The 15,696-nt window shown below is 48.4% G+C and carries 13 protein-coding genes; 6 read left to right on the top strand and 7 right to left on the bottom strand.

Features of this window, described 5'->3' with window-relative positions; translation table 11 throughout:
- Positions 1-15 precede the first annotated feature (15 nt).
- Positions 16-390, top strand: coding sequence for a hypothetical protein (locus NC981_RS13835; protein ID WP_190379298.1), 375 nt, complete (start codon positions 16-18; stop codon positions 388-390).
- A 328-nt stretch (positions 391-718) separates the two neighbouring features.
- On the opposite strand, the gene NC981_RS13830 is transcribed toward NC981_RS13835, so the two are convergent.
- Together NC981_RS13830 and NC981_RS13825 are read right to left on the bottom strand one after the other, a co-directional pair.
- Entirely contained in the window at positions 719-1,951 is a 1,233-nt protein-coding gene (locus tag NC981_RS13830; protein ID WP_348243430.1) for a site-2 protease family protein, read from the bottom strand.
- A gap of 89 nt (positions 1,952-2,040) precedes the next feature.
- Complete coding sequence (locus NC981_RS13825; RefSeq protein WP_348243428.1) at positions 2,041-4,371, bottom strand: cation:proton antiporter; 2,331 nt, start codon at positions 4,369-4,371, stop codon at positions 2,041-2,043.
- 261 nt (positions 4,372-4,632) lie between these two features.
- Between NC981_RS13825 and NC981_RS13820 the strand changes: the two genes are divergently transcribed.
- The 3 genes from NC981_RS13820 (at position 4,633) to NC981_RS13810 (ending at position 8,576) form a co-directional block, all read left to right on the top strand.
- Entirely contained in the window at positions 4,633-5,793 is a 1,161-nt protein-coding gene (locus NC981_RS13820) for a histidine kinase (protein WP_348243938.1), read from the top strand.
- A 983-nt stretch (positions 5,794-6,776) separates the two neighbouring features.
- Complete coding sequence (locus NC981_RS13815) at positions 6,777-7,049, top strand: Npun_R1517 family heterocyst differentiation transcriptional regulator (RefSeq protein WP_348243426.1); 273 nt, start codon at positions 6,777-6,779, stop codon at positions 7,047-7,049.
- 123 nt (positions 7,050-7,172) lie between these two features.
- A complete protein-coding gene (locus NC981_RS13810) occupies positions 7,173-8,576 on the top strand; it encodes a TldD/PmbA family protein (protein ID WP_348243424.1) in 1,404 nt (467 codons plus the stop codon).
- 6 nt (positions 8,577-8,582) lie between these two features.
- On the opposite strand, the gene NC981_RS13805 is transcribed toward NC981_RS13810, so the two are convergent.
- Positions 8,583-10,139 (bottom strand): hypothetical protein, encoded by a 1,557-nt coding sequence (locus NC981_RS13805; protein WP_348243937.1) that lies wholly within the window; start codon positions 10,137-10,139, stop codon positions 8,583-8,585.
- Positions 10,140-10,427: 288 nt separating this feature from the next.
- Here NC981_RS13805 and NC981_RS13800 point away from each other — a divergent pair, with 288 nt between their 5' ends.
- Positions 10,428-11,141 carry a response regulator transcription factor gene (locus tag NC981_RS13800; RefSeq protein ID WP_348243936.1) on the top strand — a complete coding sequence of 238 codons (714 nt, stop codon included), beginning with the start codon at positions 10,428-10,430 and terminating at the stop codon, positions 11,139-11,141.
- A 103-nt stretch (positions 11,142-11,244) separates the two neighbouring features.
- Here NC981_RS13800 and NC981_RS13795 read toward each other — a convergent pair whose 3' ends face one another.
- On the bottom strand, positions 11,245-11,613 hold the full coding sequence (locus NC981_RS13795; RefSeq protein ID WP_348243422.1) for a response regulator: 369 nt from the start codon (positions 11,611-11,613) through the stop codon (positions 11,245-11,247).
- A gap of 213 nt (positions 11,614-11,826) precedes the next feature.
- Here NC981_RS13795 and NC981_RS13790 point away from each other — a divergent pair, with 213 nt between their 5' ends.
- A complete protein-coding gene (locus NC981_RS13790; RefSeq protein ID WP_348243421.1) occupies positions 11,827-12,384 on the top strand; it encodes a DUF308 domain-containing protein in 558 nt (185 codons plus the stop codon).
- A gap of 86 nt (positions 12,385-12,470) precedes the next feature.
- Here the strand turns inward: NC981_RS13790 and NC981_RS13785 are convergent, their stop codons facing one another.
- The 3 genes from NC981_RS13785 to ilvA all read right to left on the bottom strand — a co-directional run bounded on the left by NC981_RS13785 (position 12,471) and on the right by ilvA (position 15,672).
- Positions 12,471-13,316 (bottom strand): MBL fold metallo-hydrolase, encoded by an 846-nt coding sequence (locus NC981_RS13785; RefSeq protein WP_348243420.1) that lies wholly within the window; start codon positions 13,314-13,316, stop codon positions 12,471-12,473.
- A 245-nt stretch (positions 13,317-13,561) separates the two neighbouring features.
- The gene (locus NC981_RS13780) at positions 13,562-14,071 is read right to left on the bottom strand and encodes an inorganic diphosphatase (RefSeq protein WP_190375678.1); all 510 of its coding nucleotides are present in this window, start codon (positions 14,069-14,071) and stop codon (positions 13,562-13,564) included.
- Positions 14,072-14,124: 53 nt separating this feature from the next.
- Positions 14,125-15,672, bottom strand: a complete 1,548-nt coding sequence (gene ilvA, locus NC981_RS13775) for a threonine ammonia-lyase, biosynthetic (protein WP_348243419.1) — start codon at positions 15,670-15,672, stop codon at positions 14,125-14,127.
- Between the last annotated feature and the right edge of the window lie 24 nt (positions 15,673-15,696).

Raw genomic sequence — 15,696 nt, 5'->3', positions numbered from 1 at the left:
TCCTATTAATCCACTGTGCAATACTTTTTTCCCCAACCTCCCTACCTTCTGCTCGTTGCTGGACTACTGGCGAGTATTGCCTCCGGACTGGCATTTGAAGCAGTTTTGAAACAATCGGTCAAAGAATGGTCAGAAAATAGATCGACTCGCAGCTTGGCAAAAATGCGTGGGCTGGCGTTGTTTACTCCATTTCTAGGCATGGCGGGCGGTGCCTTTTTCTTTCTTGCTGCAGGGGTCGAAATCTTTGGGATTCCTACCAAGTTTGCCTACGGAGTGTCGTTGCCCCTGACGATCGGGACTGCGTGGCTCGTTTGGTGGCAGTTGGGCAAGATCCTGACGCAGCTAGAGCAGGGCGGTTCAGCGGCTCTAGACCTCGATTCTTGGGGCTAAATTTTAGAACCCTGCTTTATGTCGAAAATAAAGCAGGGTTCTATTGATCCAAAATTACAACGCTTTCAATCCCAGTGTCAGTCAAAATCCGCGTCCGAGTTCCGTGTGGTGAGATTGTGTAAATGGCGCTGCTATTGGTGTAAAAGATTGTTCCACTTGCGGCTAATCGTAGGCTAAAACGCCCTCAGCTAAACCTTCCGGTGTTCCATCGCCCTTCTATAGGGAACGCTTCAAAAGGCTTCGTTTTTTCGCCCTTCCTCTGGCGCGTCTTCATTGGAGACTCACGTTTTGTTAGGTTCACAGATTCTTGTTAGGTTCACAGATTCCTCTATCTCAGATCGGCTGCCGCCTGTGCGATCGCGCCTAACTGCAACCCTGCTGGGTAAGCTCCCTCTTCTTTAATCTGCTTAATCGCCGCCTCAGAAATTCTTAAATTCATCTTGGTCGCGATCGCCTTGACGATATCTCCGCGATCAATCACGCCCGAAACTGCTTCAGCCGGAGACAAGACCGTCACTCGCGGCAAGCTCTGATTCTCCAGCAGTTGAATGACTTCTACGATCGAGGTCGATTCCTGCACTGTGGGAACTTCAGTCAGCGGATGCACAATATCCAGCAGCGTTTTCGTTTCCCACTCGCTCCGCTCAATTCTCTGAAGATCCTCAGTATTGACAACACCGCGATAGCGTCCATTCGACGCGGCATAGTAAATCGGAGCACGAGTTTCACTAATCAAATAGTCGTCCGCAAACTTCCGCAGCGTCATTCCGGCATCAATCACCCGGAAATCTCGCGTCATGGCATCTTCGGCTTTCACCTTCAGCATCGCTTCTTGCAGTTCAGTGATGCGATCGTAAGCACCCGCATTCTGCACCACAAACCATCCAATCAGTGCCCCCCACAGTCCGCCACCATAAGGTAGACCTAGATTTCGCGTTACCCCAAACGCATCTGCCAAGCCCCAGACGATCGCAACCGTCCCTAGAAATCGTCCCACTTTCGCAGCCGTGCGGATTCCTTTAATCTGACTGCCTGTGAGCTTCCAGACGATCGCCTTTAGCACCTGCCCCCCGTCCAACGGCAAGCCGGGGATCATATTAAATAACGTCAGCACAAGATTAATCGCCGCCAAATCGCGAAACAGAACACCCAAGGGCATCTCTGCATTCGGTACCAGTAGCGTTACCAGTGTTAACAGCAGAAACAAGCTGAAGCTGACTGCTGGACCTGCGATCGCCACTTGGAAAGCTTTTCCGGGCGTTTTTGGTTCTTGAGCGATCGCTGCAATCCCACCAAAGAAGAACAGCGTAATCGACTGAACCCGAATTCCTTGCAGCTTTGCAACTAAGCTATGTCCCAATTCATGCAGTAGCACCGACGCAAACAACAATAGCGCCATTGCAAAGCCCGTTCCCCAGGCAACAGGGCTACCCCAATCAGGATAGCGATACTGCCACCGCAGCGCATTACTGAGGGTGACGAACACAAGGATAACAAACCAGGACGGGTCGATAAGCAAGGGAATGCCAAAGAGTGACCCAACTCGCCAACCAGATTGCATGAATGGTTTTCCTAAAGTGTGTGTCTATTTCAAGCATACGAGATGAAATCGATGTAGCGGGGGTGAGATAACCCAACCTTAAGGAAGATTCAGATTGCATCTAGGGCTTGATCGGCTGCGGTTGAATCGAGATCGGGAAGCAATTGCTCTGAGTGCATCAGTGAAACTTCCGACTTAGAGTCGATCGATGCTTGAGCCTGGATCAAAGCGTGAAATCCGCCACACAGTAATAAGCGATCGCCCGCCTGAAGATCTAGGGTTTCTTCTGGAAATCGAATCAGCTTTCCATCTCGTCGAATGGTTTGTACAGAAATATTATATTGGCGCTGTAAATTCAATTCGATCAGCGTTTTGCCCACCAGCGGACTTTCTGCGGGAATTTGTAGCCACTGACAAGATGAATTCGTAGATGGGACTGCGGCTTCTCCTTTTGCCAATTGATCAAAAGCTGCAACCTCATCGGGCGCACCGACAATGAGTAGACGATCGCCTTGTTCTAGTGTGGTTTGGCTATCTGGATAGTCGATTTCCGCCCCGCCTGCTCGTCGAATTGCCATTACCGTAATCCCAGTTAAACGGCGAACATCAGTTTCTCCGATCGACATTCCTAATAAGGGCGAAGCCTCGGATAACGCATACCAACGGCTATTCATTTCATTTGCTGCGGCTTTCAGAGCGCGTGAAATCTCTTCAGAACGCTGATCGGGACGCAACTCCAAATAGTGTGAATTTCGGATTAACTGTACTTCGCGCTGAATGGCTGGGGTTGGTAAACCCATGCCTGACATTAAATGGGCAGACAGTTCTAAACTGGTTTCAAATTCAGGCTGCACCACCTCACGCGCCCCTAGCTGGTACAGCAATTCAATATCTTTATCTCTGTTGGCTCTTACCACCAAATCCAGATCAGGAGCAATCTCTAACGCTCGCTTCACGCATAATCGCGTACTCATCGCATCTGGAAGCGCGATCGCCATGCCCTGCGCTTGGGCAACTCCTGCTTTTTCTAAGACATACGAACTCGCTGCATTACCGTAGATGTAAGGAATTCCCGCTTCTCGAACCTTTTGGATCTGCGCTTCAGATTGATCAATCACCAGAACGGGATAATGTCGATCGCGCAGCAACCGCACGATATTGCGTCCGATTCGACCATAACCGCAAACAATTACATGATCGTGAATTGGTAAATCCTCAGAAATTGCCAGCGGCTCATCTGATTGTTCCAGGTATTTTGCCAACCAGGGGATCGATTCTCCCCAAGCGAACAGTTTTGGTACGAGTCGCAGCACGAACGGAGTTAACACGAGCGTCACCGCCGTTGTCCCCAGAATTAGCAGGTAAACTTGGCGTGAAACGATGCCGAGCGTCTGTCCCTCACTTGCAAGCACAAACGAAAATTCTCCGATCTGAGCCAGTCCTAATCCAGCAATCAAAGCGGTTTTTAGGGGATACCGAAAGATGCGAACGAGCGGCGTAATGATCAAAAACTTGCCAACAAACACGAGCGCGACCAAGCCGAGAATGAGTTCCAAGTTGTTCCAAAGAAACACGGGATCGATCAGCATCCCGATCGAGGCAAAAAACAGCGATGCAAAAATGTCTCGCAATGGCTCTACATAAGTGAGCGTTTGATCTGCATATTCCGCTTCTGAGATCATCAAGCCTGCAACAAAGGCTCCCATCTCGATCGACAATCCCAAGTGCTCAGTAAGAAGTGCGATCCCTAGACACAGCGCTACTACCCCCAGCAGAAATAATTCGCGGCTCTCTGTTTTTGCCAGTAGCCGCAACAGCGGCGGAATCACCCAAATCCCAGCCGCGATCGCACCGAGCGCAAACAGTCCCGTCTGAATCAGCGCCCAGCCGATCGCCAATCCCACTTGTTCCGCAGGCTGATCCAATGCTGGCAACACCGCCAACATCAACCCCAGCGCCAAATCCTGAACGACCAGAATTCCTAACATCACTTGTCCGTGTGGCGTTCCGGTCTCGTTGCGCTCCATCAAGCACTTCAGCACCACAGCCGTCGAAGAAAGAGACAGGATTGCACCTAAAAATACGCCCTGCGTCGGTGACGTGACCCATCCCATTGCCAGCGCCACTAAAGTCGTCACCAGGATCGTTAGCGCAATTTGCAGCCCACCTCCGCCGAGACTAATGACTTTGACTTTTTTAATTTCAGAGAAAGAAAATTCAACCCCTAGCGCAAATAACAGAAACGCTACTCCAAACTGCGCCAGCGTTTCCACCTGCACCAATTCTTTAATTAACCCAAGTCCCGTCGGACCCACAATCACACCCGCTACCAAATACCCCAGTAGCACAGGTTGCTTTAACAGCGCAGCCATCAGTCCACCCGCTGCTGCTGCTGCCAAAACTGAAACAAGATCAACAATGAGCCGAAAGTCTTCTTGCACAGGTTTCTATAAATATTAGAAAAGTATCACAGTCTATTAACATCACTTTACAAGGAATCGGGAACTTCTGGAGAGAACCGCGTCTGCGAATCTGCTTGGAGCGCTCTGATTTGCAAGGGATACGGTAATCTATAGAGAAGCGATCTGTAGACCGACAATTTGAATCTAATCCGACTCCACCTTCGTGGTGTTTTAGTCGCTGAAAGCTACGATCGACTCTCTATTTGTTCGCACCCGTTCTGAGAGTGCTAATTCATGACGATGCAGGCACCCACCCATTCAACCCTCGACGCTAACGTGCCACTCCAGATTTTACTGTTCGTCGATCAGCGTCCCGCGTCACGCGAACAGATTCGTCAGATCCGCGGCTTTCTCAACGATCGGAGTGCTGAATGTCCGTTTGAGCTTGAGATTGTCGATGTGGGTGAGCAACCCTATCTTGCTGAGCATTTCCGTCTCATTGCCACCCCAACGCTGATTAAACTCCACCCCGAACCGCGCCAAACTCTGACAGGTAGTGATCTGATCGCTCAACTGAGAAATTGGTGGTCGCGCTGGCAAAGATCTGTCGAAGACATTACCAATTCTTCCCAAACTACAACAGCGCCCGATTCTGTAGGAGTCGCTTCGATCGGGCACTCGGCCGAACTGATGAAGCTGAGCGATGAAGTTTTCCGGTTGCAGCGCGAAAACGAGAATCTTCAAGCACAGCTCCACTTTAAAGACCAAATTATTTCGATGCTGGCGCATGATCTTCGCAATCCCCTGACTGCCGCATCAATCGCGATCGAGACTCTGGAAATTGCTCATAAACAAGCAGATGGGCAACCGTCCCGACTCACACCCGCAATGACAGCCAACTTGCTTAAACACGGACGGACTCAAATTCGGACGATCGACCGGATGATTACGGATATCCTACAGGCTGCAAGGGGAACGAGTGCGGAGCTGCATATTCAGCCAGAGAAGCTAGACCTCGGCGCACTGTGTCAGGATGTGCTCCTTAGCCTCGCTGATCGGATTCAATCAAAACAGCAGCACATTGAGACCGATATTCCTTCTGACCTACCGATCGTCTATGCCGATGCTGAACGAGTGCGACAGGTGATCGTGAATATTTTGGACAACGCAATCAAGTACACTCCTACAGCCGGAACGATTCAGATCTCAATTTTGCACCGGACGGCACAGAAAGTTCAGGTCAGTATTTGCGACAACGGGCCGGGAGTTCCGCTAGAAAACCGCGATCGCATTTTTGAGGATCATTACCGCTTGCAGCGAGATGTTGCCCAGGAAGGTTACGGTATCGGCTTATCGCTGTGTCAGCGGATTGTGCGGGCGCACTACGGTCAAATTTGGGTTGATTCGGTTGCAAATCAGGGCAGTTGTTTTCATTTTACGCTTCCTGTTTTTCGGATTTAACTTTGCCTGTTTGCAGAAATTTCTAGATTTCAGTAGTTGCACTGAAGGCAGAATTTGTGTGACTGTCACATCAATTTATTCTGCTTCAAAATTTGATGTTGCTCCAGCTTTTAGCGGTCAAATCGAAATTCATAATTTTTCTTGGGATGAGCTTTATGAATAGAAAATATTGCTCTCAGTACACCAAATCTTTAAATTTGGGTTTTCATTAGAACAAGGCACGGAGATAATTCAAGCTTTCTGATAAAACTAACTTAGAAATCTCGGTATCTAAAAATTGTAAAAAATAGTACATAACCATTCGACCTTTACTGAAAGCCCTGTTTCTTAGTAATAGTGAGAAACCTAAAAAATTGACATTTGCATGACAATTCAGAAAGCTTATTTTGTAATTCTTTTCTAATGATGATCTCTAAAGCTTTGCTTAGAGATTAACTAGCCAGTTACTTTCTCCGTATTTCCCCTCAAGAAGTGCCTTGGATCACAAGAAGTACTAGGAACATTCCGCTTGATAATTGACAAGTTAAAATTCAAAGAACACTTCATCAATTCATTACACAAGAAACTGCACTAAAAATAGGAATTCCAATCCAGCAATACCTTTTTTTGTTTTTGAGCCTGTTGCTTTAAAGTATTTGTGAAAACTGGTGTTATTACGGTACTACTTTCAAAGTTACTCGCCTATAAATGGGCATAAGCGCTGTACGCAGCTAAATTTCTTCAGCCTGATTTCATCGCAATGCCGTGAGATTTGTGTAGCTGTTTCAGCGATATCGCTGATTTGAGTTCCTTCTCAGGAATGCTAAGTTCGAGCAGCAGAGGATTGTTTTCTTTGATCTTGCTCGATCGCGCTCTGGAGCAACTTATTCCAGGAATTACTGAAGGTGCATTGAATCGTTTGCAATACTTTGGTGGAATTTTGCCATTGTCAAGCCCGGTCTGAACTATCAACCACTATTCACATCATGGGACTGCTTGGGTAGATGAATTACGATCCTTTAGAATGCAACGTCACCCCCTCGGAAGTGGGTGTCTACGAATGCGAAGTTCACCTGAAATTTAGGCTGATCGAAGAGAAGTCTGTTTTGAGTAATCCAGAACAACTGCTTGAGTTTCTGCTAGATGCTTACGCGTGTGGTGCCGATGAGTATTTAGAACCCGTTGCGGCAGAGGTGAAAGCGAAAGAGATTTCTGAGGTTACGGCTTCTCCGCAAATGCGTCGCCGTTTAATCCGTCTTCGCAACTCAAAGGACTAGAACTACCTGAAGCGTTGAGTGTCAAACAATAAGACCGAGAAAAAGAGCTAATTTAATGGCTCTTTTTTTGCATGAGGGATCGATTGATCGCACAATAGTAAGGAGTGATCCTTAAGAGTGCCCATGAACTCAGCATTATCCGACGCTAAAAACTTAATTTCTGATTTGATCAGTCGGTATCGGCACCGAGTCGATTACTTAGCGATTCGGCTCGAAGCAGCAGAAGGAACAGATATCCTGCTGCGGGGTCACAAAATCGAAACGCTGAGCGAGGGCATTTCGATCGGCGGACAAGTCCGGGCTTGCTATAAGGGCGGCTGGGGATTTTCAAGCTTCAATCAGCTATCAAGTTTGAAAGAGCGAGTCGAAGATGCGATCGCAGCCGCACGATTGGTCGGAACCGATGAAACGGTTTTAGCCCCGGTTGCGCCGATTCAAGACGAGCGATCGCTATTGCTCACAGGAACTAATCCGCGCCAGATTCCGCTCTCCGAGAAGAAGGCGCTTTGTCAACATTACGGAGAAATTCTTCGCAGCGTTGATCCCCGCGTTGCCACGATTTCCGTCCGGTATGGAGACAGCGCTCAACGCATGATTTTGGCAACTTCAGAGGGTAGTTTGATTGAGCAGTCTTGGGTCGATCTGGAGATGCGATTTGCGGCAACGGCACGTAATGGTGAAACGGTTCAAACTGGGCGGGAAACGGTCGGGTCGCGCAAAGCCTACGAAGATTTATTAAACCTCGATCCCCAGGTACAAGAGGCAGCACAACGAGCAGTGAACTCTCTTGCGCTTCCGCCCGTCAAGGGTAACGCTTATACAGTTGTGATTGATCCGATTTTGTCGGGCTTGTTTGTGCATGAAGCGTTTGGGCATTTGTCTGAAGCAGACATGGCGTATGAGAACCCTGATATTTTAGAAGTGATGAGTATTGGGCGACGATTTGGATCGCCTGAGTTGCAGATTTATGATGGAGCCGCGATCGAAGGCCACCGAGGCAGCTATTTTTACGACGATGAAGGCGTTCCGGCAACGACAACCCAACTGATCAAAGATGGGATTCTGGTGGGGCGCTTACATTCCCGCGAAACCGCAGGCAAGTTAGAGGAAGCACCCACCGGAAATGCTCGCTGCTTGAACTATCACTATCCACCGATCGTGCGAATGACAAATACTTGGATCGAGCGCGGCAAAACCCCTGTGAAGGATTTGTTTCAGGATATCAAAGAAGGAGTCTATGCCCGCAATTGGATTGGTGGTATGACGAACGGAGAAATGTTCACCTTTACAGCGGGTGAAGCCTGGATGATTCGTCAGGGTGAAATCGCGGAACCTGTGCGGGATGTGACGCTCTCCGGAAATGCGTTTAAGACATTAGCAGACATTGAAGCGATCGGCGATGACTTTTTCTGGGATGAGTCGGGGGGGTGTGGCAAAGGCGGACAGAGCGGATTAGCGGTGGGATGCGGAGGCCCCAGTTTAAGAATCCGTGATGTCGTGGTGGGTGGAGAAGCGATCGATGATTGATGCAGCTTAATAGTTTGCTCTCAGCACTCCGTTCATGAAGCTGAACACACTATCCAACCAGCCAATCGTGTTGATAATATCTTCAACCAATCGGGGCGGTTGGGAAATTAGGGTATCGAGCGCAATCAGCCGATCGAAATCAATCTGAACATCACTCGATCGCTTTTGTCCCTGAGCGTCATAGAACTCAACACCCGCGAGCTGCATGATTTTGATTAATTCTTGTGCAATGATGCCATATCCGATCGTTGTTGCATGAATTCCATCAAGCGAGAACAATCCCCCCTGCAATCGTCCCTGTGCATTTGATCGGAAAAATCGCGAATCCGGTACAGGCTTCAACGCTTGCAATGCAGGCGGCAATTCATAGGGCACCCACCACTCCGGCTGCACTCGTGGTTGGTCAAAAAAGCGACGTGCCGCTAAACGATCGAGCAACTCCACCATTTCAAACAGATACCAATCTCTGCCCTGCTTGCGACCTTCTCGCACCACATTCACGATCGCATCATTGTATTGATCAATTGCACTATCGATTGATCTGGCTTCATTCGCAGTTAAGTGAGGATGTTTTGCTGGATTAAACGACTTATCTTTGATCCAGAACTGTGTGTAGTAAGGAAAGTATCTTGATTCGGATACCACTTTTTCGCCCACACCCCGCGCAAACGGCGCGATCGTTACATGCGGAACAGTACACCAAATCACATGACGAGCGCGAATCTGCTTCACCTGCTCCACCATCAGATCAAGCTCGGCTTGAAAGTGAATGGGTCGCCAAACCGTGTAGCGATCGTTGACATCCATATCATCGTAGCCAACATCCGACCATTCCACCTTGAATGTTAGAATGCTTCCTAACGCATTGTTTGAGCCAATAAAAATAATCAGCGTTTCGATTTCTTCATTCGATAATGCTTGTGCAGCTTGAAGCGGCGATAATGCTTGTCCTTCCTGATTTCGTGCAGTATTGAGAACGCGAATTGCAGCCCGCTCATTGTGATGAGCAACCGTCTGTTTAATGAAGTTATCTTTGGGCAGGTTATCGCGTAAAACTTCAAGACAGATATCTGCATTGCGAGACATCGTATTCCGTAAATCCCAACCGTACACGGCTAAATTGTGGTTGATTTCACCTTGGGCTGAGAACTGAGATCCTGCACCCTGCTCCCAAAAGTCTTCAGTACGATCGAGAAAACTCCGCACATTCAACAGCCCAAATGGAACTTCCCACCATTTCAGGTGTCCACCATACTTCATCTCTAAGCTACGAGCGATCGATTCCAGATTAAGCGGCAGCCCAGAACCTGGACTATCGTAAGTGGGATAGCGGAAGTCTTTCCAGCCCAATTCGTGAGCAATCATCGCGGCATAGGAAAGATGAGTCTGAAAGATTGCTCCACTTTGAAAGCCATGAGTTAGCGAATCGCCGATCGTCACTAATCGATGCTTTGGTGTACTTTGTCGATCAGCTTGAACTGGAATTCCCAAAGTTGGATCAGACTCTGGTTGACGCGGCTCGGCTCGAATCACCACATCTGGTGGCGTTTTTGGATCAAGCATGGCTGAAATGACAGTTTTTTCCACGATCCTTGCCTCCAAGCGCATCAATGTATCAATACATTCAAGTAAACAAACAATGTTCTACTTTGGCTAATTTCTCAATCTATGTTTACTGAAACTTCTTAAACGTCTCTCTCCTCAGGGGGATACTCTATCTAAATAGAGGGAACTTAGGATAGATCCATCTACTTCAAGTTCTACCCTAAAATCGCCTTACCAATTAAAAACTTGCAGCAACATCACGCTCGGTGGTGACTGATAGTTCATTATAATAATTGAGGCTTGGCAATAGGCATGATTCGAGTCATATTGATTGAAGACCACGACCTAACCCGCGTTGGCATTCGAGCCGCTCTACAGCAGCGTGAGGGCTTTGAAGTAATTGGAGATGCGCGTGATGCTAAGTCGGGATTAAGACTACTCAGAAGCTCTCATCCTGATGTTGCGATCGTTGATATCGGTCTACCGGACTCGACTGGAATTGATCTCACGCAGCAATTTAAGCAGGCGCAAGCTCAAGGTGAATGTCCCAACACGAAAATCCTGATTATGACCATGCAGGACAGCGAGGATACGGTACTAGCTGCATTTGCGGCTGGAGCTGATTCTTACTGCATGAAAGATGCCAGCATTGATAAGCTTGCTCAGGCAATTCAAACAACTGCTAGCGGTAATGCTTGGATTGATCCGGCGATCGCTCGTGTTGTTCTTTCCCAAACACAAAAATCATACGGTTCAGGGCAACAGTCTGCTGAAGCACCTACCATTTCAATCAACCGTCTGTCGGATGAAGACTTTATTCCTGCTTATCCTCTGACTGAGCGCGAATTAGAAGTGTTAAAGCTAATTGTAGAGGGTTGCAGCAATGCTCAAATCGCAGAAAAGCTATATATCACTGTTGGAACAGTAAAGACTCACGTTCGCAACATTCTAAATAAGCTTTGTGCAGACGATCGTACACAAGTGGCAGTCCGCGCTTTGAGAACTGGCTTGGTTCAATAGTTCAGCTTAATATTTTTAAAGGGTGTATCCTGAATGAATTCGTAACTTGAGTTCATTTAGGATGCACTCTTATTCGTTTAAAGCGTCTGTCGCGCTGTGACAATCAAGCAGTCAGGGCTTCAATGCTGGATAACAATTGCGACAAATCGATCGGCTTTTGAATATATCCATTTGCACCCGCATCTAAGCCAGGTTGAACCTGCACCTTGTCGTGAGCCGAGATCAGCAAAATTGGAGTTGTGCGATCATTCGATCGAATCTCTTGCGTCACTTCTAACCCATTCATTCCGGGCATCATGACATCGAGCAAGACCAGATCCGGGTTGCAAAGCTGAAATTGATTTAATGCAGCACTACCACAGTTTGCGACTTCAACTTCAAACCCTTCTGCTTCCAAAAACACTTGTAGCAATAGCAAATTATCTGCGGTATCATCCACTGCTAAGATTCGTCGCCCCTTTCGCTCTAACACTGCTTTATCCCTGTACTTCTTTAAATTAATAATTGCTCCAAGACAAGCTTAGATATTTTGATGATTGCTTTTCTTTTCTCAAATACAGTCATACCGGGGAATGATCTTCGCTCAATCTTTCGTCTGGATTGTGGTCTATCTCTTCAGAGCCTTATCGATCGTGCAAGCATTCTCTAGTGTAGTGATGGTTCTAAATACTGTAGGAGAAGTTTTATGACAGCAAGTATCGAACAGCCCAAGAGCAGAAATGGTGCACTTTGGTCGGGTATTTTATTGATTGCATTAGGAATTGGTGCTGTTGTTGCGCCTGTGTTCTCGACGTTCGTGAGCGAAACCTGGATTGCATTAATTATTCTGTCAGCAGGGTTCACCAAGCTCGTCTATGCAGTGCAAACTCGCAATCAAGGCGGCTTTCTCTGGAAGATCCTTTTAAGTGCGCTGTATATTGCAACTGGAATTATGCTGTTTGTGTCTCCTCTAACCGGAGTATTAACGCTGACCTTGCTCCTCGGTAGCTTCTTGTTAACAGAAGGTGCATTTGAGCTGATTTTGGCGTTCCGTATGCGCGAACAGAAAAATTGGTTCTGGCTGTTAGGCAATGCAATTATCACTGCTGGATTGGGCGCATTGATTTGGTCTCAGTATCCGTCTAACGCGCCTTGGTTGCTTGGAACGTTGGTGGGTGCCAGCATTTTTGCAAGTGGTCTTTCGCGGGTAATGTTCTCGCTGAATCCACAGGCGCAGTCTGAAACTCCTGCGACCTCTGCCTGATAGCAGATCTCTAAATAACTCGCTACAGACCTTGGTAAAGAGGCGATGCATCGTCTCTTTACGAGGCTACTGATCTTTGACTCAATCTAATCCACGGGTAGGATCATGCCCTCGCGTGCTAGCAGACTGTTTGGAAACACCGATCGCACCTGAGCTTCTACCGAGTCGAGAAAATCATCATCATGATTGGGGTCGTGGTGGAACATCACCGCTTGTTTCACGCCTGCTGCTTTTACAACTTTCAGGGCTTCTTGCCAAGTAGAGTGCCCCCAGCCAATTTTGGGCGATTTTTCGTCGTAGTATTCTTCGTCGGTGTAGCAGGCATCGTAGATTAAAACGTCGGCATTCCGGGCAAGATGCACTAGATCGGGATCGATGTGATCGGGGTAATGCTCAGTATCCGTTGCATAGACGACTGTTTTACCTTGAAAAGTAACGCGGTAGCCGATCGCAGTATTGGGATGATTCAAACGACCGGTTTCAATCTGAATATCATCGAGTTCGATCACATCTCCCACTGTGACATCCGTAAATTTTAGATCCGACTTCATCACCTGCATCGGTACTGGAAAATTGGGATGATGCATCTGGTCACTGAGGCGTTGCTGCATCGTTGCACCGTTGGGAGCGATCGCGCCATAGATGTGAAAACAGTTGCCGGGAATAAACGCTGGAATGAAGAATGGAAAGCCTTGAATGTGGTCCCAGTGGGAGTGCGAAAAGAAGAGGTGCGCTTCCACTGGCAGTTGCTGCATCATTGATTTTCCAAGAACGCGCAGCCCAGTTCCGCCATCAAAAACGAGGCGTTTCCCGCCCACGCGCATCTCGACGCAAGAGGTATTGCCACCATAGCGCACGGTTTCGTTTCCCGGTACAGCAATGCTGCCTCGAACGCCCCAAAAATGGATGTGAAAATCAGAAGACTGGGTCATCGCTGAATTCAAAGTTGCTTCAAGTGCTTGTCAAAGCAATCTAGATGAAGAAGGCTTCAGCTTGGTATTGCTTACAAGCAGGATTTAGTGTGATGCCGTTCCGAGAAACGGTGGGAGAGGTGCCCTGTGTTTAGGCTACCCATTCGATTCTTGGGGATAGCAGACTGAGATGGATTATAAGTGCGGATGCAAAAAAAGGCTCAGGAATTTTCCTCAGCCTTTACAGTCGATCGATGCGATGGAGTTTAGTTTGCGGCTTTGATGCACTGCTCAACGAGGGGCAGCACTTTATCTACGTCTTGCCAGCCCAGGATCTCTGTCACTTTCTTCTCTAGATTTTTGTACGTTCTAAAGAATTCTGCCACTTCGTCTAAACGGTGCTGGGGAAGGTCTTTGAGCGATTTGATATTCGTATAGCGGGGATCTTTGTCGGGAACGCAGAGGATTTTTTCATCACGATCGCCGCCGTCGATCATTTCGAGCATTCCAATCGGGCGGGCTGCGATCACACAGCCGGGGAAGGTGGGCTGATCCATGATTACCATGCCATCAAGCGGATCGCCATCGTCGGCGAGCGTGTTGGGCACGAAGCCGTAATCGAACGGGTACATCACTGAGGCATAGAGGACGCGATCGAGAGCGAAGGCGTTGAGGTCTTTGTCGAATTCGTATTTGTTCTTACTGCCTGCGGGGATTTCGATCAGAACGTTGATCAAGCCCGGTTTCGGTTGGGCGGGAATGCGAGATAAATCCACAGCGGTTCTCCAAGCTAAACAATTTCACCATTCTGAATTGTAGGGGAGAGCGGTTATGCCAAAAAGAGTTTGTAGGCGGGATTTTGGTTTTCGTCCCAGTAGCGGTAGCTGATCGAGTCAAGAAATGCCTGCCAATCGGTCATTTCATCGGGTGGAACTTGCACGCCTAACACAATGCGCCCATAATCAGCTCCGTGATTGCGATAGTGGAATAGGCTGATGTTCCAATCAGGGCGCATTGAGGTGAGAAACTTGATCAGCGCTCCGGGACGTTCGGGAAACTCAAATCGATAAAGGACTTCGTGTTCAGCTAAGGGCGATCGTCCGCCGACCATGTGCCGCAGATGTAATTTGGCGAACTCGTCATCGGTGAGATCGATCGTCTTAAATCCGTTGGCTTCAAAGGTTGAAACCATTTGAGCCGCATCCGATCGACCAGAGACTTGCATTCCCACAAAGATATGAGCGATGCTCTCATCAGCGATGCGGTAGTTGAATTCGGTAATGTTCCGTCGTCCGAGTAGATCGCAGAACTTGCGTAAACTGCCGCGCTCTTCGGGAATCGTGACCGCAAAGATCGCTTCTCGGCGTTCTCCGAGTTCTGCGCGTTCTGCCACGAATCTGAGGCGATCGAAGTTCATGTTCGCACCGCAGGCAATCCCGATCAGCGTTTGATCGGTGATTTGCTCGCGTTCGACGTAGGCTTTGATCGCTGCAACTGACAAAGCTCCCGCAGGTTCAAGGATTGATCGCGTGTCTTCAAACACATCTTTAATCGCCGCACAGGTGTCATCGGTATCGACCAAAATCATTTCGTCTACATACTGCTGGCACAATCGAAACGTTTCGACTCCGACTTCTCGCACAGCAACACCATCGGCAAACAAACCGACATTCGGTAATTTGATCCGATATCCGGCTTTGAGCGATCGCGTCATCGCATCGGCATCGACTGGCTCAACTCCGATAATTTTCGTCTGAGGGCGGAGTCGTTTGATGTAGGCTGCTACACCGGAGATCAAACCGCCACCACCGATCGCGACAAATACAGCATGAATCGGTTGCTGATATTGCCGTAGAATTTCCATACCGATCGTGCCTTGTCCCGCGATTACGTCTGGATCATCAAACGGATGGACAAACGTTAATCCCTTTTCTGCTTCTAGCTGGCGGGCATGGGCATAAGCATCATCGTAGGTGTCACCGTGCAGCACAACTTCGCCACCCCGCGATCGGACTGCATCGATTTTGACTTGCGGGGTTGTCACAGGCATGACGATAATCGCGGTGCTTCCCAGTCGCTTTGCACCAAGGGCGACTCCTTGAGCATGATTTCCAGCCGAAGCCGCAATCACCCCTTGAGCGAGAATTTCCGGGGGTAGCTGCGCCATTTTGTTGTAAGCGCCGCGCAATTTGAACGAGAAAACCGATTGCATATCCTCGCGTTTGAGTAGCACTCGGTTATTGAGTCGAGCCGAGAGGTTGGGCGCAAATTCGAGGGGGGTTTCCTGAGCCACATCGTACACACGGGCATTGAGAATCCGCTCTAGGTAGTCACCAGACATAGGAGTTAACGCTGAGGAAGATTGCTGAATCCTCATTGTACGGGGTGAGGGGCATCGGCA

The organism is Leptolyngbya sp. DQ-M1 (assembly GCF_039962505.1).
In the GTDB taxonomy this organism is placed as follows: Bacteria; Cyanobacteriota; Cyanobacteriia; order Leptolyngbyales; family Leptolyngbyaceae; genus Leptolyngbya.
This window is presented reverse-complemented; position numbering and strand designations above follow the sequence as displayed.